At 47.9% G+C, this 23,217-nt stretch carries 19 protein-coding genes; 7 read left to right on the top strand and 12 right to left on the bottom strand.

The genetic code is table 11. From position 1 onward, the window contains the following. Positions 1–72: 72 nt before the first annotated feature. From MD588_RS19645 to MD588_RS19610, 8 genes are all read right to left on the bottom strand, one after another. Positions 73–582, bottom strand: coding sequence for a YgjV family protein (locus MD588_RS19645; protein WP_265699361.1), 510 nt, complete (start codon positions 580–582; stop codon positions 73–75). Continuing rightward, positions 575–1,234 (bottom strand): hypothetical protein, encoded by a 660-nt coding sequence (locus MD588_RS19640; RefSeq protein WP_265699360.1) that lies wholly within the window; start codon positions 1,232–1,234, stop codon positions 575–577. Before MD588_RS19640 ends, MD588_RS19645 begins: the two co-directional genes overlap by 8 nt. A 135-nt stretch (positions 1,235–1,369) precedes the next feature. Further along, on the bottom strand, positions 1,370–1,996 hold the full coding sequence (locus MD588_RS19635) for a bifunctional 4-hydroxy-2-oxoglutarate aldolase/2-dehydro-3-deoxy-phosphogluconate aldolase (RefSeq protein WP_265699359.1): 627 nt from the start codon (positions 1,994–1,996) through the stop codon (positions 1,370–1,372). Next, a complete protein-coding gene (locus MD588_RS19630; RefSeq protein WP_265699357.1) occupies positions 1,993–2,979 on the bottom strand; it encodes a sugar kinase in 987 nt (328 codons plus the stop codon). Before MD588_RS19630 ends, MD588_RS19635 begins: the two co-directional genes overlap by 4 nt. Beyond that, complete coding sequence (gene uxaC, locus MD588_RS19625) at positions 2,976–4,400, bottom strand: glucuronate isomerase (RefSeq protein ID WP_265699356.1); 1,425 nt, start codon at positions 4,398–4,400, stop codon at positions 2,976–2,978. Before uxaC ends, MD588_RS19630 begins: the two co-directional genes overlap by 4 nt. Before the next feature lie 75 nt (positions 4,401–4,475). Beyond that, positions 4,476–5,939: a fructuronate reductase gene (locus MD588_RS19620; RefSeq protein WP_265699355.1), complete on the bottom strand. Its 1,464-nt coding sequence runs from the start codon at positions 5,937–5,939 to the stop codon at positions 4,476–4,478. Positions 5,940–6,015: 76 nt separating this feature from the next. Continuing rightward, on the bottom strand, positions 6,016–7,317 hold the full coding sequence (locus tag MD588_RS19615; RefSeq protein ID WP_265699354.1) for a TRAP transporter large permease: 1,302 nt from the start codon (positions 7,315–7,317) through the stop codon (positions 6,016–6,018). 18 nt (positions 7,318–7,335) lie between these two features. After that, positions 7,336–7,848 (bottom strand): TRAP transporter small permease, encoded by a 513-nt coding sequence (locus tag MD588_RS19610; protein ID WP_265699353.1) that lies wholly within the window; start codon positions 7,846–7,848, stop codon positions 7,336–7,338. Positions 7,849–8,148: 300 nt separating this feature from the next. On the opposite strand from MD588_RS19610, the gene MD588_RS19605 reads away from it, so the two are divergent. The 5 genes from MD588_RS19605 to MD588_RS19585 all read left to right on the top strand — a co-directional run bounded on the left by MD588_RS19605 (position 8,149) and on the right by MD588_RS19585 (position 14,910). Then, entirely contained in the window at positions 8,149–9,132 is a 984-nt protein-coding gene (locus tag MD588_RS19605; RefSeq protein ID WP_265699352.1) for a TRAP transporter substrate-binding protein, read from the top strand. A gap of 105 nt (positions 9,133–9,237) precedes the next feature. Next, entirely contained in the window at positions 9,238–10,026 is a 789-nt protein-coding gene (locus tag MD588_RS19600) for an FCD domain-containing protein (RefSeq protein WP_265699351.1), read from the top strand. A gap of 160 nt (positions 10,027–10,186) precedes the next feature. After that, positions 10,187–11,371, top strand: coding sequence for a mannonate dehydratase (uxuA, locus tag MD588_RS19595; RefSeq protein ID WP_265699350.1), 1,185 nt, complete (start codon positions 10,187–10,189; stop codon positions 11,369–11,371). A gap of 175 nt (positions 11,372–11,546) precedes the next feature. Further along, positions 11,547–11,906, top strand: coding sequence for a diacylglycerol kinase (locus MD588_RS19590; RefSeq protein WP_265699348.1), 360 nt, complete (start codon positions 11,547–11,549; stop codon positions 11,904–11,906). Between the two features lie 967 nt (positions 11,907–12,873). Further along, positions 12,874–14,910 carry a methyl-accepting chemotaxis protein gene (locus MD588_RS19585; protein WP_265699347.1) on the top strand — a complete coding sequence of 679 codons (2,037 nt, stop codon included), beginning with the start codon at positions 12,874–12,876 and terminating at the stop codon, positions 14,908–14,910. 87 nt (positions 14,911–14,997) lie between these two features. On the opposite strand, the gene MD588_RS19580 is transcribed toward MD588_RS19585, so the two are convergent. Further along, entirely contained in the window at positions 14,998–15,507 is a 510-nt protein-coding gene (locus MD588_RS19580) for an outer membrane beta-barrel protein (RefSeq protein WP_265699346.1), read from the bottom strand. Positions 15,508–15,750: 243 nt separating this feature from the next. Between MD588_RS19580 and MD588_RS19575 the strand changes: the two genes are divergently transcribed. Then, positions 15,751–16,056 carry a hypothetical protein gene (locus tag MD588_RS19575; protein WP_265699345.1) on the top strand — a complete coding sequence of 102 codons (306 nt, stop codon included), beginning with the start codon at positions 15,751–15,753 and terminating at the stop codon, positions 16,054–16,056. A 149-nt stretch (positions 16,057–16,205) separates the two neighbouring features. Here the strand turns inward: MD588_RS19575 and MD588_RS19570 are convergent, their stop codons facing one another. Both MD588_RS19570 and MD588_RS19565 read right to left on the bottom strand, forming a co-directional pair. Beyond that, on the bottom strand, positions 16,206–19,049 hold the full coding sequence (locus MD588_RS19570) for an AMP-binding protein (protein ID WP_265699344.1): 2,844 nt from the start codon (positions 19,047–19,049) through the stop codon (positions 16,206–16,208). 242 nt (positions 19,050–19,291) lie between these two features. After that, positions 19,292–21,127, bottom strand: coding sequence for an ABC transporter ATP-binding protein (locus MD588_RS19565; RefSeq protein WP_265699343.1), 1,836 nt, complete (start codon positions 21,125–21,127; stop codon positions 19,292–19,294). Positions 21,128–21,398: 271 nt separating this feature from the next. On the opposite strand from MD588_RS19565, the gene MD588_RS19560 reads away from it, so the two are divergent. Next, on the top strand, positions 21,399–21,803 hold the full coding sequence (locus MD588_RS19560; RefSeq protein WP_265699342.1) for a GNAT family N-acetyltransferase: 405 nt from the start codon (positions 21,399–21,401) through the stop codon (positions 21,801–21,803). A 98-nt stretch (positions 21,804–21,901) separates the two neighbouring features. Here MD588_RS19560 and MD588_RS19555 read toward each other — a convergent pair whose 3' ends face one another. Continuing rightward, complete coding sequence (locus tag MD588_RS19555) at positions 21,902–23,125, bottom strand: response regulator (protein ID WP_265699341.1); 1,224 nt, start codon at positions 23,123–23,125, stop codon at positions 21,902–21,904. Between the last annotated feature and the right edge of the window lie 92 nt (positions 23,126–23,217).

Here is a 23,217-nt window from a genome sequence, read left to right as displayed (position 1 = left end):
TGATAATACCACCCAAAACAAATAAACTTTGGGTGGTATTAATAGATGCGTGGAGTAAGTAGTTCGATAATGTTAGTTTTGATATTTGGCCTGTCTTAATTTTGTCATTCTGGCTATGGTAAATAGGTTGACGATAATAAATGTTGACTCCATCAAACTGCCACCAATCGACCCCAGGAACAGATTGTTTGTTAACCAGCAAAATGAATTAAACAGAATAAGAAGGCGGAATTTAATACCTTGCGCTTTGAACATTCCCCACGTTGCCACGGATGCTCCAAATATAGTTAGTACTTCATAACCATAATTAATATTGGGCAAACCCATCAGCCACAGTAACGCAATAAACAACCACATGACTTTACTTGACTGAGTGCGGGTCGAAGCGTAGCTGCGTAATGCACTGATCCCACAGCCCAAAGCTGCAGTAATTGCCCCCATTAAAATAAAATGTGAGCAAAGAATGATCTGAAAAAACGTTAGGTGAATGCGGAACTTATGTCCGTCCTGATGCAGGAAGGCGCTAGCGCCAAAAAGAAACGCGATAATGCCAATAGTCTGGGGGAAATCTAACTCAGGCATCTCGACAAACCTGCTGTGCCAGATATTGAAGGCAGAGTTCGGGGCTGGTCAAAATGTCAACGTGGCTATTTGTACAATATCCGGCAGCTGGAGCCATAGAAGCCTGGGCCAGAAGCACTGCTTGGGGATGTGATTGCAAGCTATCAATGTAGGCGGCAATTTTTCTGGTGTACATTTCGGTATTGCCGGAAAAATAATATGGCCAGACGTCTAGTATGGCGACGGCTTCTATAACGTTCTGTTGCTCGCCTTCACTTGCTGAAGTGATGGACTGGAGTAACTCCGTGGTCGGTGCTAGCGTGCTGGTGAGCGCAGCCAGCACGAGTATGTGATCATATTTCATGGCTTTCTCGGCCATCGGTCGATCAACGCGGATAACCTTGGATCGAATACCAGTTGTGTTTTCGGCAAGATCGCCAATTGTAGAGCAGGTACAGATGATGATATCGGCGCCATTGGCGGCAATCGCTGATATGGTTTGCTGCACCGCTGCTTTAACGCGGTCTGTCAGGCCTTCTTTCATGGCTTGATGCAATAGAACCTCATCGGTGTAATGAGCAACGGTGACGGCCATGTCACCTAGATACTTTTCAATGTACGGCCGAAAGAGATCTTCGTTGGCTTTTAGGGTATAGAGAAAGGCGATATGCATTAACGACGGATCCCTGTGATTAATAGCGGCTAAATAAGAGTAAAAGAAAGGCCCCCATATGGAAGCCTAACGGATAAATTTGGGTTCAACACATAATGATGTTGAAAGATAAACAGGCTCTTGAGTCGTAGCGACTTACTTCACCAGTTCAGAGGCTTCTCGTGCCAGGCGGCCGATTTCGTCCCAACGCCCTTCATTGATGAGCTTTTTATCAACCATCCAGGTGCCGCCACAGGCGAACACGCGATCAATGGCGAGGTAGTCGCGTACATTTTTGGTATTTACGCCGCCCGTCGGCATGAATTGTACCTGCGTGTAGGGTGCAAGCAGTGACTTAAGCATGTTGATCCCCCCAGATGCTTCGGCGGGGAAGAACTTTAGTGTCGTAATACCCATCTCAAGTGCCGCTTCAACGGTTGAAGGGTTGTTCACGCCAGGAACGATATCAATACCGATCTCTTGGCAAGCCTTGACGGTATTGGGGTTGAAGCCTGGTGATACAACAAAGGTGGCGCCCGCTTCTTTCGCGGCAATGGCTTGTTCGCGATTTAATACCGTACCGGCACCAATTAGCATTTCTGGCTGCGCTTCCCGAAGCAGTCGAATCGCTTCTGCCGCGGCATCGGAGCGAAAGGTAATTTCCGCTGCAGGGAGACCGTTATCGGCCAATGCCTTACCGAGAGGGATAATATCTTCCGCACGGTCAATCGCGATAACCGGGATAACTTTAATTGCCGCTAGTTGCTGAGAGACAGTACTCATTGGGTTGCTTCCTTGGTTGAATGACATGAATTAGTAGAATTACTTGTAGTGTTGAAGTTGATTGATTGAGTGACAGAGGCTGGAATGATGGCCCCTTTATGCTGGATAACGACACCTGCCAGTTTATGCCCCTGCAGAGCGGCCTCACGTGGAGATAGCCCGGTTAGGTACCCGGCAAGAAAACCGGCGTTAAACGAGTCACCCGCAGAGGTCGTATCAACCACCTTGAGAACCGGCGTTGTTGCAACATGTTCTGATTCAGAGGTTGCAAAATTGACGTACTGACAACCTTTTGCACCCATTTTTAGTACGACTTTGCCAACACCGCTACGCTGGAGACGCTTTATTGTTTCGTCAGTGTTGTGGTCGCCCCAAAGCGCTTGCTCGTCGTCATCGGTCACTAAAGCCAGGTTGGTAATACGCAGTAGTTGCCGGTAGCACTCTTGTGCTTCTTTTCCTCCTAGCCAAAGGGCCGGACGGTAATTGGAATCAAAGGCGATTTCGATGCCTTTGCCGTGCAGCTTGGCCAATAGCTGTATTAAGCGCTGGCGGTCAGCAGGTGGCAGGATCGCCAAGCTGATCCCACTGACATACACCATGTCCACGCTGTGCAGGTGAGTTTCAATTTTGGCAAAACCCGGATGCTGGAGCAGGAAGCGAGCAGCAGATTGGTTACGCCAGTACAGGAAGGTTCGTTCGCCCTGCTCATCGAGTTGGATCAGGTACAGTCCAGGCTGGCGATCGGGATCCCGCTGCACATAGTCAGTGCAGACGCCCTCTTCTTGCCAGCGTTTAAGCATCCCATCGCTTATGGTATCGCTACCCAGTGCGCTGATGTAGTCGACGGCAACGGATTGCCCGGCGGTGCGCGCCATGTATACAGCGGTATTGAGCGAGTCGCCGCCGTAGGCCTGCTCCATGGTGCCGAAAGGGGCACCATTAAGCTCGATCATGCACTCGCCGATAATTGCGATGCGCTTCATGCCTTCTCTCCCGGTAGCTTAAAGTAGGTCCTGGCGTTGCGGCAGCAGATATCCTGTACCAGTTTTCCTAACATGGCGATGTCATTTGGAGCTTCGCCGTTTTGTACCCACTGGCCGATGGTGTTGCACAGAATGCGACGGAAGTACTCGTGGCGGGTATAGGATAAGAAGCTGCGGGAGTCGGTCAGCATACCGACAAACTGGCTCAGCAGTCCCAGCTGGGAGAGCTGTTCGATCTGACGCTGCATGCCGTCTTTCTGATCGTTGAACCACCAGCCAGAACCAAACTGCACCTTGCCAGCGATCCCGCCCCCCTGGAAGTTTCCGATCATGGTTGCCATCATTTCGTTATCACGAGGGTTCAGGCAGTAAAGAATAGTTTTCGGCAGCTCGTTGGTGATATCCATATCATCCAGCAGCGAGGCAAGCTGGAAGGCGAATGGGCGATCACCAATAGAATCAAAGCCACTGTCAGCTCCGAGTAGTCTGAACATCCGGGTGCTGTTATTGCGCTGGGCACCAATGTGCAGCTGCATCACCCAGCCGCGCTTGGCATATTGTTTGCCTAGCCATACTTGGACGGCGGTGCTGAACTGATCCACTTCCTGCTCAGTCAGAGTCTCATGGTTAAGGCGGCGGGCGAGCAGGGAATCGAGGGTCGCCTCAGGCGGTACTTTGCCATAGCGAACCACTTCAATACCGTGGTCGGCGGCTCGGCAACCATGTATGGCAAAGTGCTCAAGGCGGCGCTCCAGCGCGGTGAGCAGATCGGCAAAGCGGGTGATTTCCACATCCGCGGCTTGACCCAGGAGCTGCATATATTTGCCAAAGCCATCTAATTCGATCTTGAATGCACGGTCAGGTCGCCAGCTTGGTGCCACTTCAATATCGAAGTCTGTGTCTTCTGCAATGGTCTTATGGTGTTCCAGAGAGTGGATAGGATCGTCAGTTGTTCCTGCCATCACTACGTTCATCTGCTGCATGATGCCCCGGGCCGAGAACTCAGGGCTGGCAAGCATTTCATTGCACTCGTGCCAGATAGTTTCTGCGGTGTCCGGACCGAACAGTTTTCCGGTAATACCGAACGGGCGGCGCAGTTCCAGGTGGGTCCAGTGATAGAGTGGATTACCCAGAGTCTTGGGAACGGTTCTGGCCCATGCCATATACTTGTCAAAGTCAGTGCTGTCCTTGCCGGTGATCAGAGACTCGTCAATACCGGCGGCACGCATACCGCGCCATTTGTAATGGTCGCCCTCCAGCCACATTTGACCAAGGTTGTCGAAGCGACGGTTTCCAGCTACCTCCTGAGGGTTTAAATGACAGTGATAGTCATAGATGGGCATGTCTTTGGCGAAATCATGGTATAGGCGGCGTGCGACTTCATTTGAGAGAAGGAAATCTTCACATAAGAAAGCTTTCATAATGGGCTCCAGTAAGCTTCCCTGTAAAGCGCCCAGTCTCTGTGTCTTGGACGCTTCGAAGGGATGGATAAATGATTACAGTGCGGCAACCGCGGCGCGTGCGCCTTTAGTAATGATTAGCTGGTAGGCTTTGGTTATTTCGTTGACCAGGCCTTCGTTGTTGATCAGATCTGTGCCGAAGACAGCCTCGAGACCGAGGATCGCTTTGACGGCCGAGGTGTTAATGCCATGCTGCTGATAAATCACTTTGAACTGCTCGGCCATCGGATCGCGGACATCGATAGGTTGTGCTTTTTCGTCAACTCCGCTGATATAGGTCATCCAGCCGGCAATACCCATGGCCAGCCATTTGTAGTTAGTGCCATGTTCAAGGTGGTGGCGCAGCGAGCCGCCCATTCGCTGAGGGATTTTCTGGCTGCCATCCATTGCGATTTGCCATGTCTGGTGCTTCAGGCTCGGGTTGGTGAAACGTTCAATCAGCAGCTTGGCATAGCTCTCTAAGTTGGTACCTTCCGGCATTGTGAGGGTGGGAGCCTGTGCCTTCATCATCATGTCAAAAGCAGCCTTGCGGTAGCTTTCGTTGGTCATGGTGTCAGAGATATGGGTGTAGCCGCCAAGGTAGCCGAGGTAGGCAAGGAATGAGTGGCTACCGTTTAGCATCCGTAGTTTCATTTCTTCGAAGGGTACAACATCGCTAACGAATTCGGCGCCGGCGATATCCCATTCTGGGCGGCCATTGACGAAGTTGTCTTCAATCACCCATTGGCGGAAAGGTTCGCAGGCGATGCCACACGGGTCTTCAACGCCGACCAATTGAGCTATTTCAGCCAAGGTTTCGGTGGTTGCCGCGGGAACAATGCGGTCGACCATGGTGCATGGAAAAGTCACATTTTCCTCGATCCAGCCAGCCAATTCCTGATCGACCAAGTTGGCAAAGTCCAGAACAGCGGCACGGGCGACATGGCCATTTTCCTGGACGTTATCGCATGACATGACGGTAAATGGCTGACGGTTTAGCTCGCGTCGGATACGCAGAGCTTCAACAATATAGCCGATGGCTGAGTTTGGCATTCGAGGATTGGCAAGGTCAGACTTGATTAGCTCATTGTTCTTATCGAGACGGCCGGTAGCCGGATCTGCACAATAACCTTTTTCGGTGATGGTCATTGATACGATCGCCACCTGTTCCTCTGCCATCTTATCCAGTACGGCTTGCTGGCCGTCTAACGAGGGATGCAGAGATTTCGTCACCGAACCAATCATTTTGACGATCGTTGCATTGGCACCTTTTTCGGCCACGGTATACAAGTGGTCTTGCTCGCGTAAGCGGGTGATTAGGTCTTCGCCACCAAATAAGTTGATTTCGCAGATCCCCCAGTCGCTACCGGTTTTTTCGAGCATTTCATTGGTAAACAGTGCTTGGTGGGCGCGATGAAAAGCGCCAAAGCCCAAGTGAACAATACGGCTCTTAAGGGAGGCTCTGTCGTATGTTGGGCGGATAACCTGAGCATTGATGTCTGTATCGGCAATGTTTGTCATTTCTTCTTCCTTTATCTCGCCGGTATTAACCAGCGAGATGCGTGTTTGGTGAATGATGTTGTGTTTACTTTGTGGCTTAGTAGCCAAGCATTAGATTCGGTAGGAACAGGCTTAGCTGAGGAATAAAGGTCACCGCGAGTAGAGCCAGAATGAGTGCCGCATAGAACGGCAGCAGTGGTTTGATGATCTTGTCGATTGAGACCTTAGCCACGGAGCAACCAATAAAGAGTGCGCTGCCGACCGGTGGGGTACAGATACCAATGGCAAGGTTAAAGGTCATCATGATACCGAAGTGTACAGGGTCGATACCTAGGTCCAGCGCAATAGGCAGGAAGATCGGGGTAAAGATCAGTACGGCTGGCGTCATATCCATAAATATACCGACAATCAGCAAAATCAGGTTGATGATCAACAGGATAACCAGTGGATTTTCAGATACGGCCAGAAGGGCATCGGCAATCATGTAAGGAATATCAGCGTTGGCCATAGCCCATGACATGCCCATTGACGCACCAACTAGCAGTAGAACAATCGAAGTGGTCACGGCAGATTCAAGAATGATCTTTGGCAGCTCTCGGAATTTTACTTCGCGGTAAACCAGCACTGCTAATACAAAGGTGTAGACGACGGCAATGGCTGATGCTTCGGTTGCCGTGAAGATCCCACCGATTATCCCGCCCATTATGATGACGATAAGCATCAGTGAAGGCAGGGCTTTAAGTAGCGTGTTCCAGACTTCGGCAAGACTCGGCTTTGGCGCTAGCGGATAGCCTCGGCGCTTAGCGATAAAGCCTGCCACACACATCAGGCTCAGACCCATCAGGATGCCTGGAATATAGCCGCCGAGAAAGAGTGCGGCGATCGACGTACCGCCTGAGACCAATGAGAAAACAATTAAGGTGTTACTTGGCGGGATTAACAGGCCTGTCGGGCAAGAGGTAATGTTAACTGCCGCAGAGAAGTGTTCGTCATAACCGTCTTTCTTCTGCAGAGGGGACATCGTGCCGCCTACAGCTGCCGCCGAGGCAACTGCCGAACCGGAGATTGAACCAAACATCATATTGGCCATCACGTTTACATGAGCCAGCGAGCCTGGCAGACGGCCTCCCAGAACCTTGGCAAAGTTGATCAGGCGGATAGCGATACCGCCCTGGTTCATGATGTTGCCGGCCAGAATAAAGAACGGGATCGCGAGCAGGGCAAAGTTGTCCAATCCCGCCGCCATTCGCTGTGCCACAACGGCGATAGCAGGTTCCAGCGGTAGGCTCATCAGAATCGTTGCCAATGAGGATAAACCGATAGCAAATGATACGGGGATCCCCAGAGTGAGGAGGATTGCAAAGCTACCGAATAAAGTAAGAATGACTTGCCATTCCATGATGAAATTCCTTTTTAATTAGTTTTGTGGAGTATCAATGGCGAGTGTATTGCCGGATACCAGCTGCTTGAATTTTTCAAAACCGAAAATCGCGGAGTAAAAAATCATGAGGGCGCCACTAATCGGCAGACAGAAATAGATGTAGCCCATTTCAAAGCCCAAAGCAGGTGTTACCTGGCCGGTAGCCAAGGTTTTGAGGGCGAGGTTGGTACCACCATAGACAAGCACAATAAAAGCAAAAGCAGCAACGGCTAGCTGGATAATGATTTCGTTAATAAGTTTTCGTTTGCCACTGAGCTTCATGGTCAGCAAGTCAATCGCCAGATGCCGCTTGAGGCCGGTTGTGTAGGCCGCTCCAATTAATGCGACCCACATAAACAGGTAGCGCGCCAGCTCATCCGTAATAGTGCTTGGTTTACCAATTACATAGCGTGAGATCACCTGCCAAATAACACAGAAGACCAGAAAGGTAGAGAGGGATACGGTGAACATTGCCAGCCCTCTGTTTATGTATCCAACCAGTTTATTCATCTTTAGTTCCTTTGTATGGGGAGGTATGTCAACTGAATTTTGGTTAACCAATGTAAGAAGGTATTACCAGGCCAAACAGTCGCACACGCTCTTTTCTGGGAGGATTATAAGAAATGGTGAAAAAATGTCATGTGAGGTGGTTCACATTTGAATTGGTCGACCAATTCAAGGGTTTTTCTTGTGATATGGGTCAACCAATTGGGGTTTTCCTTTTGACTGGTTGTCAAACTGGCTTCAATATTGGCTCCGTATTCAAACGTACCCTACGAAATGGACAACCAATCTCACGGAGATATAACAATGATGACGCGTAAAAGAGTGCTTACTGCAGTGATTGGTGCTGCGCTAACAATTGGTGCCTCAGCTTCTGCTTTTGCTGCAACCACGCTGAAACTAAGTCATAACCACCCACGTGACCATGCTGTACATAAAGCGATGGATCATATGGCAAAAGAAGTACGTAAACTGACGGATGGTGAGGTTCGGATTCGTATTTACCCTGACGCGCAGCTGGGGACCCAGCGTGAGTCGATGGAGCTAATGCAAAATGGGGCGCTAGAGATGGTTAAAACCAATGCCGCAGAGCTTGAAGCCTTCGCCCCAGCCTATTCGGCCTTTAACCTACCGTATCTTTTCCGCGACAAAGCGCACTACTACAATGTAAAAGAAAGCGCTGTTGGCGAAGATATCTTAGCTTCCTCTCGCGATAGCGGTTTCATTGGTGTGACTTACTATGATGCTGGTGCGCGTAGTTTCTATACCTCTAAACCAATCAATACACCTGCCGATCTGAAAGGTCTGAAAATTCGTGTGCAACCGAGCCCGTCTGCCATCAGTATGGTCAATGCCCTGGGAGGTAGCCCGACGCCGCTAGCTTACGGCGAACTGTACACGGCACTGCAGCAAGGTGTTGTTGATGCGGCGGAAAACAATATTCCTTCGTTTAGCCTTAGCCGCCACAGCGAAGTCTCGAAGTACTTCAGCCTAGACGAGCACACCATGGTTCCTGACGTATTGGTTATTTCTACCAAGGCCTATGACGGTTTATCGGAAGAAAACCGCAAGGCCCTGAAGACTGCGGCAATGAGTTCGATGGAGTTGATGAAAGAGCTTTGGGCTGAGTCAGAAGAAAAAGAGCGGGCGAAAGCTGAAAAAATGGGTGTGAAATTTGTTACACCGAACAAAACAGCATTCGTAGAGGCGGTACAGCCGATGTATGACGCACTGGATGAAACGAACCCAGAGCTAAGTACAATCGTCGAGCGTATCAAGGCTGTTCAATAACGGTAGGGTTGGCGTTTTATTACTTAAAAAATCAAGGTGTTGTAACACTTTATCATATAGAGGTTGACCAATTTTATTTGGTCATTATGATGGCGTGAGAGTGCAATGGAAAATAGTGACAATATCATCATGATGCCTTTTGAACCAAAAAGACCCTACCAAGAGCTAGGGCTGGTACTAAGACGGGAATTAATTGACGGCCGCTACAAAGTGGGTGACCGCCTGCCACCGGAACGTGACATCGCAGAAAGGCTAGATGTCAGCCGTACGGTTGTGCGAGAAGCCATTATTATGCTTGAGCTTGAAAACCTGGTTGAAGTAAAGAAAGGTTCGGGTGTGTATGTCCTTAATATTCCGAATGAGATCAACAGCCGCGAGAATGTGATAAGCGATGATGCCGGCCCATTTGAAATGCTCCAGGCGAGGCAATTGCTGGAAAGTAATATTGCTGAGTTTGCCGCAATTCAGGTGACGCCGGGGGACATTGTAAAAATGCGTGCAGCCCTCGAACTTGAGCGAAACGAGCTCGCCAGTGGTTCGGTAAACTGCAACGGTGACGAGCAGTTTCATCTGTGTATTGCCGAGGCAACTCAGAACTCGGTGCTGGTGGATATGCTTAAGCATTCCTGGGAGCGTCGTGAACAAAGCCCGATGTGGAAGAAGCTGCATTCCCATATTATCGACCAAGCTTATCGTGAAGAGTGGCTGGAAGATCATGCGCGTATTCTTGCCGCGATGCAGAGGAAAGATCCCATTGCCGCCAAAAATGCCATGTGGCAACACCTTGAAAATGTGAAACAACGATTATTAGAGCTATCAGATATTGATGATCCAAATTTTGATGGTTATTTGTTTAGTTCTAATCCTGTCGTCCTCCTCGGGGATGAAAAATAATACCGATACTGAAACTATTCGGTAAAGAAAATTAGGCCAATGTCCTTGTTGGCCTTTATTTAGGATTGTCACAGTTATGTGACGGTTCATTAAAGTTGTTAATTACTTAACTTGATAATTGATTCGAGCGGGTTAAGTATGTCTGTAAAAGGTGATTGTCATGGAACAAACCTGGCGCTGGTATGGCCCTAATGATCCTGTGTCGCTAGATGATATTCGTCAGGCTGGTGCTACAGGAATTGTCAACGCACTGCATCATATTCCAAATGGTGAAGTGTGGACAGTGGAAGAAATATTAAAGCGTAAAAAGCTTATTGAAGAAAAAGGAATGATATGGTCAGTTGTTGAGAGTGTTCCGGTTCACGAAGAAATTAAAACTCAAACGGGAAATTTCCAACAGTGGATTAATAACTATAAACAAACCCTTCGAAATTTGGCCGAATGTGGAATAGATACGGTTTGTTATAACTTTATGCCGATTCTGGACTGGACGCGAACTGATTTAGAATTTGAAATGAAAGACGGTTCTAAAGCTTTGCGTTTTGATCAAATAGCTTTCGCAGCATTTGAGCTTTATATATTGAAGCGTCCTGGGGCCGAAGCATCGTATTCAGAGGAAGAACAAGTACAGGCGAAAGCATATTTTAATAATATGTCGGAATCAGAAGTTGCCAAGCTAACCAGTAACATTATTGCCGGACTTCCAGGAGCTGAGGAAGGCTATACGTTGGCTGAATTCCAAGCCCAGCTTGATCGCTATGAAGGGATAGATAAAGATAAGCTACGACAGCACATGGTCCACTTTCTAAAAGAGCTGATGCCTATCTGTGATGCTAATGGGCTGAAGATGGCTGTTCATCCGGATGATCCACCAAGACCTATTCTGGGATTGCCACGCATTGTATCGACGATTGAGGATATAGACTGGCTGACAGCAGAAGTCCCAAGTCAGATGAACGGTATTACTATGTGTACGGGATCCTACGGGGTCCGTGGTGACAATGACTTGGTGAACATGATTAAACAACATGGTGATCGTATTTACTTTACTCACTTGCGTTCAACCCAGCGAGAGAAGAACCCGCTCAGCTTCCATGAAGCCGCACACCTTGAAGGTGATGTGGATATGTATAACGTGGTGATGGAAATTTTGAAAGAAGAGCAACGTCGTGATGAAGCTGGTGATAAGCGCTTAATCCCGATGCGGCCAGATCATGGTCATCAGATGCTCGATGATCTCAAGAAGAAAACTAACCCGGGGTATTCTGCGATAGGGCGCCTGAAGGGGCTGGCAGAAGTACGTGGCCTCGAAATGGCATTAAAACGTACTTTTTTCCAAAAGTAGTGTATTCGTTGTTATAAAAAAGGCCCGCAGGGCCTTTTTTTTCTCGCCTAAATGACCGGATCTTTGATTTATACCAGCTTGCTTATCGATATTATATTTGTTCATCACGGTATATCGCTTCATTTACATGTAATACTATTAAGACAGGTAATGAATAATAGAGCGAGCTTAGGGAATGAAGCCAGGAGAAAAGGGACTACAACGTGTTCTTGATGCAACCGGTTATTCGGTACAGGGGCTGAAAGCCGCATGGAAATATGAAGAAGCTTTTCGGATGGAGATTATACTGCTGATCATGCTTACGGGGATCACCTTCTTTTTACCCGTCAGTAAGATGGAGCAACTGGCAATGATTGCTAGCCTGTTTCTGGTGGTGATTGTTGAGTTGCTGAATTCTGCGCTCGAAGCTGTGGTTGACCGGATCGGTTCAGATCTTCATGAACTGTCGGGCAGGGCGAAAGATATTGGATCCGCCGCCGTTTTTGTCTCGATGATTTTTGCCGGGATTACTTGGCTCGTTGTGTTAGTTAACTAGTGGTGCAATTAACCTAGCTACAATGATATTGAGAGCTCTTTGTATAAGCTCGACACCTTTTAATGTCGAGCTATATTAAATAGTGAACATCTATATTAATTGTAATAAAGGAATTCGTCATGCTTTCTTTATTACAATATTGCTGAATAGGTTATAGTGCGAGTTTTGATTATTCGCTACGTGAAATAGTCCATACCTCAGAACAGCTTTTGCATTCTATTTCAGCATCAGTAATGCTTTTTGATTTGATGTGGGTATTGTCTGACTCACAATTAGGACATTGAGTCCGTGTAGGTGGGCAGTTTATATCCGTACAATGGTTGTTATTATCCACTGATTTAATCATCGGTTGTTTACATTCAGGACAAAGCATTTAATAACATTCCTTTTATTAAATTTGTGATATTTCTGTCAATGATGCTGATATTTAATATCACTGCAATAGATAAAAGGCCATAGATGTCTAATGCTCATTTTATATTCATTGATCATGGTCAGTCTTTGTGCGTTTAAGCGAAAATGTTACTATTTGCTATTAACCATTGTTTTTAAATGACTAACGGTTAAATTATTCGAGTTTTAGTTTTATCTATGCTTGATTATAAGGATTTTGTATTATGTGAGTGCTGATAAGTTAGCTGCTCAAATGGGAGTTATAATTTCGGATATTTTACTACAGGTTCATCTGCATACAGGCAGAGTATACCCAGTGATAATATACACAATTGATGATGAAAAATACCTAAGCTCACAAGAGCAGATGCCATTCATTGCATGCGTTTTGTTGCGTAATTTTTGAGCAATGTAATTTTTCATTTATTGGATAACGTTAGCTAACCTAGATCAATAAAAGATATGCTTATTACTTTAGGTAATAATCAAATATTTACATATGCCTTTTGCAAATACATTATTGTGTTTTTTATATCCAGAAGGTGAGAGGGTAGCTATCCTCTATTGCAGGTACATGTGGAAAACAATTAATAATAAAAGTATAGGGTTTCAATTAAAATTGGTGATTAGCGTATTGCTTATTATCGCCTTTTCTTCGGTAGCAACCATTGTTTATCGTAATTCATCTGAAATATTGCTAGAGCAGACACTGAAAGAGCAGCAATCGAAGCTTGATGCAATGGCTGCGAGTATTTCAGGTCAGTTCGATATCTACTTAGAGAATGCAAGGGAACTGGAAAGTGCATTTCGTCTAGGTTATATGCATGGGTTAAGTTTTGAAAATGAAACAGTAAGCTTTGCCGGGCAACAAGTACGAAATGTAACGTTAAATGGCGAGTCGATGATTAACAATACTGTAATTGTTGATCGTTTTACCCAAAATACGACTGCAATAGCGACTTTGTTCGTGGCGTCGGGTAATGACTTTATCCGTGTATCAACCTCACTGAAAGACCGGGGCGGACAGCGGGCACTGGGAACTAAACTGGGACTAAGCCATCCAGGCTATAACAAGCTGATCAGTGGCCAGCCATACTACGCCAAAGTGGTGTTATTTGGACATAACTACCTGACCTACTATTCACCGATTAAAGATGCCAGTGGTCAGGTCGTTGCTATCTCGTTTATTGGCCTCTCTATTGAGGAGGCATCAAAAGCGGTTTTTTCAAGTGTGGCTGATATACGCTGGGGAGAGACAGGTTATACCATCGTGGTTGATAATGACGAGAGTAACCTTGGTGTTTACCTTTATCATCCAGTGATCAAAGAGAAAGGGGCATCAATTATCGATGTGGCCGACTATAACGGCAACAAGCCTTTTGGGGAGTTATTCCAGTCGAAAAGCGGCCTGATGAAATACCCTTATGAATACAACGGGGTAGTGGGAGAAAAATACCTGGTCTACACTGAGGTACCGGGCTGGAACTGGAAGTTACTGGGTGGCACGTTCATCAAAGAAGTCACCAAAGGCAGCCAGCAGCTGTTAACTGTCATTGTGATTGTGGCCCTTGTCGCAGGCGTGATTACCTTTCTGATTCTCGGTCTTTACCTGAGTAAGCTAACCCGTCCGCTAACAACGCTGGCAGGTTATATGGACCGTTTGGGCAAAGGCGAAGTGACCTTGTCAATGGAGCAGGGCAATAGCCAGTCAGGGAATGAAATAGAGCGCCTGACCGGTGGTGTATCTTCTATGGCTGCAAAGCTCAATGAACTGGTTGGTGCTATCCGCCATACCAGTGAGTCGGTTCAGGGACAGGCAACCAGTGTTTCTGATGATGCGCAGCGGAGCCTGGGCCAGTCTGATGTTCAGCAGGAGCAGGTCGAGCAGGTCGTTACAGCTATCGAAGAGATGGCATCGTCAGCAAAATCGGTTGCTGAGCAAGTCGAAGCCATTGCTGAGAGTGTTCGTTCGGCTAACGATGACAGTGCTTCAGGTTCGGATCTGGTTTCACAAGTAAGTGTCGAAATCGCGGACTTGAATGAACAGCTAAGACAGTCGGCCGAGGCCATTGATATGGTGAGCCGTGAGAGTGATAACATTCAGGCGGTGACGCGCATGATTGATGAAATTGCGGAACAAACGAACTTGCTGGCACTGAATGCTGCAATTGAGGCAGCTCGTGCTGGTGAGCAAGGACGCGGCTTTGCCGTGGTAGCGGATGAAGTCCGTACTCTGGCCCACCGCACGCAAGAGTCTGTTAAAGAAGTTGTCGGTATTATTGAACAGCTGCGTGGCTGTACCAGCAGTGCCGTCGCTATGATGTCAGAAAGTCAGAAGAAAGGAAAACTTGTCACCGAGCAGGCAACTCAGGCTGGTTTGGCTCTTGAAGGCATTACTACTCAGGTTACGGCTATTGCTGCCCAGTCTGAAGTGATCGCCGCAACGTCAGAAGAGCAAGCACATGTATCGCAAGAGATTGCCACCAATGCCACTGAGATTAGCAACCTGAATCGTCAGGGACGCGATATCGCTGCGCAGACATCGCAAAGTGCGACTAACTTGCAAGTGTTGTCAGAGGAGCTGCAACAGCAGGTTGACTATTTCCATTAGGAAGACGTGTATTAAAGTTGCTGTTTGATACAAGGAGAGGCCTGGCCTCTCCTTTTTTGATTTGCTAACACTATCAATCAATGCAATTTAGAATTTGTAGTCGAGAGACAATACAATTTGCTGTGAATAATCGATCTGAGTGTTGCTCTCATCATAATCCTGATCTAAGTAACGGTATGTCAGATCTGTTGACCAAGTGTCATTAATGTCGTACTTCGCCCCAACCTGGCCGCCCCAGGTAAAGTCACTTGAACTCTTGCCGTTGATTTTACTATCAGCCACACCCGCAGAGATACCGGCAAAGACATGGAAACGTTTTGCTACCGGATGCAGGTAGTCATATGAGGCAAGGAAAAGGTCTTGTGAGGTTTTGTCCATATAACCATACGAACCCATCAGACGGTGATTGTCGTTAACAATGGCCCCTGCTCGTAACTGATAGGTGCTATCTTCACCGTTTTCTCTAGAATCTCCTTTTATCTTGTTTTCCTGGTAACCGACACCTGCACCAACAAACCACTCGGTGTCTGCCGCAATGGCCGGAGATGCTGCAATCGAGGCCAAAGCTAAGGTTGAGATAATCGATAATGTTTTCATTTGTGAAGCTCCTAATTGAGCCGTGACTCCAATGTGTTGATTGAAGCCATCATCGGCTTCCATGGAACTATAAGTATGGCTCCGAATAGGGCTTCCCGCTGCGATTGATAACTGGAAAAACCAGCGAGAAAGCAGCAGATTGGCACAATTTTTTAAACGTGAAATCATTGCAAATACTTACCGACAAATATGTTTAGCCATCTATACTTTAACGGTGTTTTACAATAGAGGTTCGAGTCAGAAATGTACGCTAAGTATCGCTCATATACCCTGGCAGGAAAGACACATTACCATGCCCACTTTGCTGTTAGGCCGACAGGCTCATTATTGGTCGAAATCGAGGAGGACCATGAAAAGCTGGAGGCTGATTTTGAAGATTTATGCTTTATACAGCACGGGAAAACAACCGGTTTAGATTGTGTTGAACATTGCGAGCCAACTCACTGTTGCTGGCATCTTGATCTTTCTAGCAACGATGCGAGAGAGTTGACCCGATTAATTGATGATGCCAAAGAAGAGTACGAAATTCTTATGCGGGATCTTTGTTAATACCGGTACAAAAGCCCTTTTACTAACTCCAGATAGTATTAAACACATCATACATGGCTATGATGTTTTTTTGGGTGCTATGGAGCATGCGGATAAAACCCTACCATTTGAATCGCGGTGTCTCACAATGGTTCGGATCGCCTAATTTATTATCTGACGGCGGGGCTATGGGCCAAATCTGGTTCGCCGCAATGACGCAGAATTGCCGCCCGGGCTTGATCTCTTAATATCAGAGCCGCATTCCAGTCATCACCACTTGGGTATTGTGGTTGATTGATGGTGATATTGATATCACCCCGCCTTGGGAACAGCGATTTCCCCCTGAGCTTGGATCGTGTGCCACATAGGGTGATGGGAATAACGGGGAGCCCGGCATCAACGGCTGCAACAAATGCCCCCATATGAAATTCATGCAGACCTGCCATACGATAGAGGGTCCCTTCAGGAAAGACGAATAGAGGCTGGCTGGTTTTAGCACTCCCGGCGATCCGCTTGGCATCAACGACCCCCTTTTTGACGTCGAAGCGCTCAACAAATTCGGTATCTAGCTTTGAGAGGAAAATGCGGGCAAACGGATTTTTTAATAGCTCTGCCTTGGCAACAAAACGGCATTTGAATTCTGTTGCTGCAACCATTACCAGTCCGTCGAGATAACTGGCGTGGTTAGCAACCAAAATACAGGGGGTGTTATTGTCTGGCAGGTTTTCTTTTCCCTTAATGGTGAGTTTAGTGCCGGTGAGCCGGATCAGCGCACGGGCACCAAACCGAGTGACAGCCCAGCACCAGTTTCGATTCGGTATAGCGGCAACGAGGCACCAGACCGCAGGAGCAAGAAGGCCCATTATCAACCACATATAAGCGGCGTAGCCAAGATCCATCCCCGTTCGCCAGTAGCGTCTTAACTGGGGTTTTAAACCTGCGCCCATCAGTCGGAGAGCCTGCCACCAGACTGCTCGTTGTCGAACACCCAGGTTGCCTTCTTCATACAGTTCTTTGCAGGCCGCGCGGCGAATTTTCCCACTGGAGGTTTTGGGGATCGTATGGGGAGGACTAACGACCACATCATCAGCAGGGCTACCGAGTAAATCCAGAGACAGATTATTAATCACCTCCCTCAGCTGCTTGAGCTTGGCTTCATCGGTTTCACGGGTTTCGGCCAAAACAATCAAGCGCTCAGTGCCTGAGCGAGAGTCATGGCTGGCAAATGCGGCGACACAACCTTTGCGGATCCCAGGGATATTGCATACTGCCTCTTCCAGCTCGTGGGGATAGATGTTTCGTCCTGCGCGAATAATGATGTCTTTGCTCCGACCGGTGAGAAACAATTCACCACCTATGGTAAAGGCGCGATCGCCAGTCTCGAGCCATTCACCATGGTATAGGGCCTTGGTTTTCTCTGGATCACGGTAATACCCCTGAGTGGCAGAGGGGCCTTTAAATTCAAGATCCCCTTCTTCTCTATCGGGTAGCTCCCGGCCCAAATCGTCCATGATCCGAATTTGATGACCGGGTAAAGGCTGGCCTAATCCGACGACCTGCATCGCCTCTTGGTCATCGTTGGTGGTTGCGATTGCTCGGCCAAACCGCGTCATCGGCTCTCGCTGGATGCGTTCGATGCGCGGCGGCCTGACTCGAGTCGGAAATGTGAGTCCCACCGATGACTCGGCCAAGCCATAGACCGGTGACATGGTTTCGGTGTGGAAGCCATATTTTGCAAATCGCTGTGTAAAACGTTCAATGGTGCTGGGGCTGACAGGCTCGGCACCGTTCCATGACAGCCGCCAGCTGCTGAGATCCAAGCCTTCCAGATCGCTATCATCGATTTTGTTTATACACAGCTCATAAGCAAAGTTGGGGGCTGGTGACAATGTGCCACGGTGGCGATGAATTGCCCACAGCCAACGCTGAGGTTTCGCCAGAAAAACCAAGGGCGACATGATCACCAACGGCATTGCGTGGTAGAGGCTGCCTAACCAGGCTCCAATCAGTCCCATATCGTGGTAAACCGGTAGCCAACTAACAAAGACATCGCTTGAACGGGCCTGTACAACCTTGCCCATGGCTCGGATGTTGGCCAGTAAATTAGCATGGGTGAGGGCTACGCCTTTGGGAATGCCGGTACTGCCGGACGTATATTGCAGAAAGGCGATGTCTGACTGCTGCGCATCTCCGACATTGAGTGGCTCAGGGGCAAGCTTGAGCTCTGTTACGGTGACGATTGCTTTAATAGAAGGTACTTGCAACTTGAGCAGTTGCGAGACAGGTTTGGCTTCGGGGACGGTGATCAGCAGTTTGGCCTGGGCATTTTGTAATATGTTGGCATGGCGTTTTAAATGGTCTTCAATTTGCGAAGGTCGAGCTGGGGGATAGATAGGGACGGGGATCGCACGGGCATACAACACACCGAAAAAGCTGTAAAAATAGTCATTGCTGGTCGGTAGCATTATCGCCACACACTCACCCGGAGCAATCTCCTGCCTAAGCAATCCATTGGCAATTTTTAGCGCCTTGTTGCGGATGGTACGGTAGCTGATTTCAATCACCTGTTCCGCATTTTGGTACACATAAAGGTGGGGGCGATCAGGGTGGGTATTAACATGCCAGTCAAGCACTTGTTGAAGGGTTTCGACACTCCCCGGTGCTGATTCGACAACATCCAGCTTGATTTGCTCAACCATCTGCTCATCAAACACCGGGTTGTCCCGATTTGTCGCTTGCAATACTTCACGCAGTAAATCGCGTGGGGTTTCAATAGTGGCCAGTGTTTGATCGGGTAACGAAATGTCGAACTGTTTCTCTGTGCGTAGGATGAGCTCAGCCCGGGCGAGGCTGTCAAAGCCGAGATCATGGTCAAAATCGCAGTCAAGCTGGAGTAGGGAGGCAGGCTGTTGCCCTTGTTTGAGTTCATCGACGAGCGCTTGAATCAGCTGAAGAACTAACTGTGCTGTTTGCTCTGGTTCGGTATCAAGTGGGCGTTTGGAATTGACCTGCATAGTAAGCATCCTGCAACTTTGACTAAATGTTATCCCAAGCGGTTGTATTTTAGTTGCTTATAATTGGCATTAATTCACCGCTTAGTTTGTAAGCTGTTGTTTGAAGTGTAGCTAAAATCGGCAAAGTAGAGGTTTTTTGCAGTATAAATCTGAGAAAGTAAGAGGTAATACTCTTTTGGTCAATAAAAGAAAGGCTCCGGAATCGGAGCCTTTATATGAGATTGGTGCTATAGCATTTTCACCTAAATGACTTCGCTGGCAATAAACCCGCCGGTTTGGTGCTCCCATAGCTGGGCATAGATACCATTGTGGTCAATCAGCTCCTGGTGTGAGCCTTGCTCTACGATCTTGCCCTGATCAAGCACAATTAATCGATCCATTGCGGCAATCGTTGAGAGGCGGTGAGCGATCGCAATAACCGTTTTGCCTTCCATCAACTGGTACAGACTTTCCTGAATGGCTGCTTCGACTTCCGAATCTAGTGCCGATGTGGCCTCGTCGAGGATCAAAATTGGCGCATTTTTCAGTAATACCCGAGAAATTGCCACTCGCTGACGCTGGCCGCCGGAGAGCTTGACTCCACGTTCACCGACCTGGGCGTCGTAGCCGGTATTCCCGTGCGGATCGGTCAGGGTCGTGATGAACTCATGGGCATGCGCCTGCTTGGTTGCCGCTAGCAGGTCGGCTTCGGTCGCATTCGGGTTGCTGTACAAGATGTTTTCGCGAATAGAGCGATGCAGCAAAGATGTATCCTGGGTAACCATGCCGATCTGTCCGCGCAGCGAGTCCTGGGTGACATCGGCAATGTTCTGGCCGTCAATGTGAATGGCACCTGATTCGACGTCATGGAACCGCATCAATAAATTCACCATGGTTGACTTGCCGGCACCGGAGCGACCGACCAAGCCGACTTTCTCGCCGGGCTTAATGTTCAGGTTGAGCTTTTCGATCACCCCTTTTTCTTCACCGTAATGGAAGCTGACATCGTCAAACTGAATACCGCCCTGGTCGACATTCAGGTCCGGTGCATTCGGTTTATCTTTGATGGAAATTGGCTGAGCCAGCGTTTTCATCCCGTCGACCACTGTGCCAATATTCTCGAACAGGCCGCCGACTTCCCACATGATCCATTTTGACATGCCGTTAATACGCAGTGCCAGACTGACGGCAATGGCGATAGCACCAATAGTGATTGCTGCGTCCATCCATAACCAAATCGATAGTCCGGCAATGGCAAAAACCAGCAGGTAGTTAATCGCCTCGACCGAGATATTAAAACCGGTAACCAGGCGCATTTGGCGGTAAACGGTATTCATAAAACCGCTCATTCCCTGCTCGGCATACTCGGTTTCGCGGTTGGTGTGGGAAAATAGCTTAACCGTGGAGATATTGGTATAGCTGTCAACGATACGACCGGTCATCATTGAGCGGGCGTCGGCCTGTTCGGTGGCAACATGCTTGAGCTTCGGAACATAGTGAAGTTGGATGCCGATATAAGCGACAAGCCACAAAATCATAGGGAGCATTAAGCGGACGTCCGACTGGCCAATCATGACAATCATCGAGGTGAAGTAGACCGTGATATACACCAGTACATCGAGCAGCTTCATGACGGTTTCACGGACAGAGAGCGCTGTTTGCATGACCTTGGTTGCAATCCGGCCTGCAAATTCATCCTGATAGAAAGAAATACTTTGGCTTAGCAGGTATCGGTGCGCCATCCAGCGAATGGACATCGGGTAGTTGCCCAGCAGTGTCTGATGGACAATCAGTGAGTGCAGGGTGATCAGCAAAGGGACGACAATCAGCACCAGCAGTCCCATGCTCATTAGTTTGCCGCCTTCTTCGGCCCAAAAGGTCTCTGGGTTATGGGTTGCAAGCCAGTCAACCAGCTGGCCCATAAAGCCAAACAAAGACACTTCGACAATCGCGATTAACGCGCTGAGAATCGACATCGCGATTAAAGGGATCTCGAAGCCACGGGTGTAGTATCGACAGAATGCGAATAGCCCGCTAGGCGGCTGTTCGGGTTCATGAGGGGGAAATGCTGAGGACAGCTTTTCAAAACGTTTATACATAGAGTGATGTTTCCAGTCGAGCAATTTCAGTACTGGTTAAAACCAGTTATTAAGGTTGTTCTTGTTGGAGAGGCGACTTCGCCGTTGCGATAGATTCGCGCTATGGTGAATCTAGTGACGAACAGAGCTACTTTATCAGAAAATTCGTACAATAAATGCACGGTATTAGTACATATTGTACCTCTCGGGTATCGTTTGGGTATAGGCCTAATTGAGGCTGAATCTTGCCTAATTCTGCTTTATTGTTGTTGGATTGAGAGGAGTGCAACTTTTGAAAATAGAACGTATTGCTGCCGAGCAAACGCTACCAGTACGCCATCGGGTGCTCTGGCCAGAGCAGCCCATCGATTTTTGCCGGGTGCCGGAGGATGATATCGGGTGCCATTACGGTGTATTTACGGATAACCAGCTGGTTTGTGTCGCCTCGGTATTTATCGATGGTACTACGGCACGATTAAGAAAGTTTGCCACCTTGCCGGAGTATCAAGGTCAGGGGATCGGAACGCGGATGATCGAGCAAATCTTGGCTGATCTGAAATCAAACGGGATAAACACCTTTTGGTGCGATGCCAGAGAATCGGCCACGGGCTTTTATCGGCAGTTTGCCATGTCGCCACAGGGCGAACGTTTTTATAAAGCAAATATTGCTTACTTTAAGATGGCGATTGAGTTTTAAATGCTGCTCGGATAGGGCTGAGCAAAGGGCTTAATTTTAAAGTGTGGCGTGTGGTTTGAGGCATCGAGCCACCAGAAGAACTGATGGCGCGGGAGTACTTACTGTTCGTAGACGATACGGTTTCGTCCTTCTGCCTTAGCCTGGTAAAGCTTTTTGTCTGCCCGGCGGATCAGCTCATGAATATTGGCATCTGCATTCACCATACCCAGACTGACAGTAAATTGGATAGTGTTGTTCAGGATATTGAGTTCAGATTCAGCAATATCTTTAGTCAGCGCTTCCAGACGTTGCTGGAATACTTGTGATGAATTGCCGTAGAGAATACAAAACTCCTCGCCACCAAAACGAGAAACCAAGGCATCGGGGAAGTATATTTGTAGCATGTTGGCCAGTTCAATCAGTACCATATCACCAATATGGTGGCCGTAGGTGTCGTTAAGAGTCTTGAAGTGATCAACATCCAGCAGGGCCAGGCAACGTGGCCCTTTGTGGTGTTTGACTAGAGAATGGTCAAAAAAGTAACGACGGTTCCAGGTTTGCGTCAGGTAGTCTTTGTTTGCCAGGTGGTAGAGTCGGCGTTCGGAATCCAGAATATTTAGGGTACTGTGCAGGCGGCAGTAAAATTCTTCTTGGTTGAACGGTTTGGTTAAAAAGTCGTTGGCTCCGGCCTTAAGAAATTTAGCGGTTAATGCCGCCTCATCACTGGCCGACAAACCTATCGCTGCCAACTGACCTGGGCGGAAGGTTTTCCGCAGTTCTTTGATCAGGCTGACACCATCACGTTCCGGCATCGAATAATCAGTGATCACCAGAGTGATATCGTGTGTTTTGTTGATTATCTCCAAGGCTTCTTCACCATTATGGGCTTCGACTACTGTTAGGTATTGGCGTTCAAGCAGGCTTCGGATATATCGTCTGGCGGTAGCGGAATCATCTACGACAAGTGCTTTATGTTTGTGATTGTTTTTCAGACGATTCAAAATCGGAATAATTGACGAAATACAGGTAGGGCTGTCTTTGGGAATATAATCGATAACGGTTTTTGCCAATACTCGTTCTCGGGTTATCTCATCCATTAAAGCGGTAAGTACGATCACTTTAATATCGACAGAAAGGCAAACATCAATTATTTCGCCATCCTGCCCGTCAGGAAGGCAATAGTCGAGAATCGCACACAGGAATTCGGTACTTTCATCGAGAACTTTTTCGGCCTCGGCAATACTTTCCGTCAGGACTGGGGTAAAACCTGCTTTTCTTAGTTCAATTTCAATAATACGTCGAAAAGGTCGGCTATCTTCAACGACTAATACTTTCTGTTCCATTTCCCAAACCTTTGGATACGCAGCCGAATAAGTGAGCTGACTTAGACCGCGCATTATGAGCTATTTTGTAAATAGATACAAATATGACTATA

Origin of the sequence: Photobacterium obscurum, from assembly GCF_026191635.1 — a bacterium.
Lineage (GTDB): Bacteria > Pseudomonadota > Gammaproteobacteria > Enterobacterales > Vibrionaceae > Photobacterium > Photobacterium obscurum.
The sequence above is the reverse complement of the archived record's forward strand: the minus strand, read 5'-3'. Positions and strand labels throughout refer to the sequence as shown.

What these genes read in the sequence shown, in the direction of transcription:
- MD588_RS19645 (WP_265699361.1), bottom strand. Translation starts at nt 582, where the DNA reads ATGCCTGAGTTAGATTTCCCCCAGACTATTGGCATTATCGCGTTTCTT.
- MD588_RS19640 (WP_265699360.1), bottom strand. Translation starts at nt 1,234, where the DNA reads ATGCATATCGCCTTTCTCTATACCCTAAAAGCCAACGAAGATCTCTTT.
- MD588_RS19635 (WP_265699359.1), bottom strand. Translation starts at nt 1,996, where the DNA reads ATGAGTACTGTCTCTCAGCAACTAGCGGCAATTAAAGTTATCCCGGTT.
- MD588_RS19630 (WP_265699357.1), bottom strand. Translation starts at nt 2,979, where the DNA reads ATGAAGCGCATCGCAATTATCGGCGAGTGCATGATCGAGCTTAATGGT.
- uxaC (WP_265699356.1), bottom strand. Translation starts at nt 4,400, where the DNA reads ATGAAAGCTTTCTTATGTGAAGATTTCCTTCTCTCAAATGAAGTCGCA.
- MD588_RS19620 (WP_265699355.1), bottom strand. Translation starts at nt 5,939, where the DNA reads ATGACAAACATTGCCGATACAGACATCAATGCTCAGGTTATCCGCCCA.
- MD588_RS19615 (WP_265699354.1), bottom strand. Translation starts at nt 7,317, where the DNA reads ATGGAATGGCAAGTCATTCTTACTTTATTCGGTAGCTTTGCAATCCTC.
- MD588_RS19610 (WP_265699353.1), bottom strand. Translation starts at nt 7,848, where the DNA reads ATGAATAAACTGGTTGGATACATAAACAGAGGGCTGGCAATGTTCACC.
- MD588_RS19605 (WP_265699352.1), top strand. Translation starts at nt 8,149, where the DNA reads ATGATGACGCGTAAAAGAGTGCTTACTGCAGTGATTGGTGCTGCGCTA.
- MD588_RS19600 (WP_265699351.1), top strand. Translation starts at nt 9,238, where the DNA reads ATGGAAAATAGTGACAATATCATCATGATGCCTTTTGAACCAAAAAGA.
- uxuA (WP_265699350.1), top strand. Translation starts at nt 10,187, where the DNA reads ATGGAACAAACCTGGCGCTGGTATGGCCCTAATGATCCTGTGTCGCTA.
- MD588_RS19590 (WP_265699348.1), top strand. Translation starts at nt 11,547, where the DNA reads ATGAAGCCAGGAGAAAAGGGACTACAACGTGTTCTTGATGCAACCGGT.
- MD588_RS19585 (WP_265699347.1), top strand. Translation starts at nt 12,874, where the DNA reads ATGTGGAAAACAATTAATAATAAAAGTATAGGGTTTCAATTAAAATTG.
- MD588_RS19580 (WP_265699346.1), bottom strand. Translation starts at nt 15,507, where the DNA reads ATGAAAACATTATCGATTATCTCAACCTTAGCTTTGGCCTCGATTGCA.
- MD588_RS19575 (WP_265699345.1), top strand. Translation starts at nt 15,751, where the DNA reads ATGTACGCTAAGTATCGCTCATATACCCTGGCAGGAAAGACACATTAC.
- MD588_RS19570 (WP_265699344.1), bottom strand. Translation starts at nt 19,049, where the DNA reads ATGCAGGTCAATTCCAAACGCCCACTTGATACCGAACCAGAGCAAACA.
- MD588_RS19565 (WP_265699343.1), bottom strand. Translation starts at nt 21,127, where the DNA reads ATGTATAAACGTTTTGAAAAGCTGTCCTCAGCATTTCCCCCTCATGAA.
- MD588_RS19555 (WP_265699341.1), bottom strand. Translation starts at nt 23,125, where the DNA reads ATGGAACAGAAAGTATTAGTCGTTGAAGATAGCCGACCTTTTCGACGT.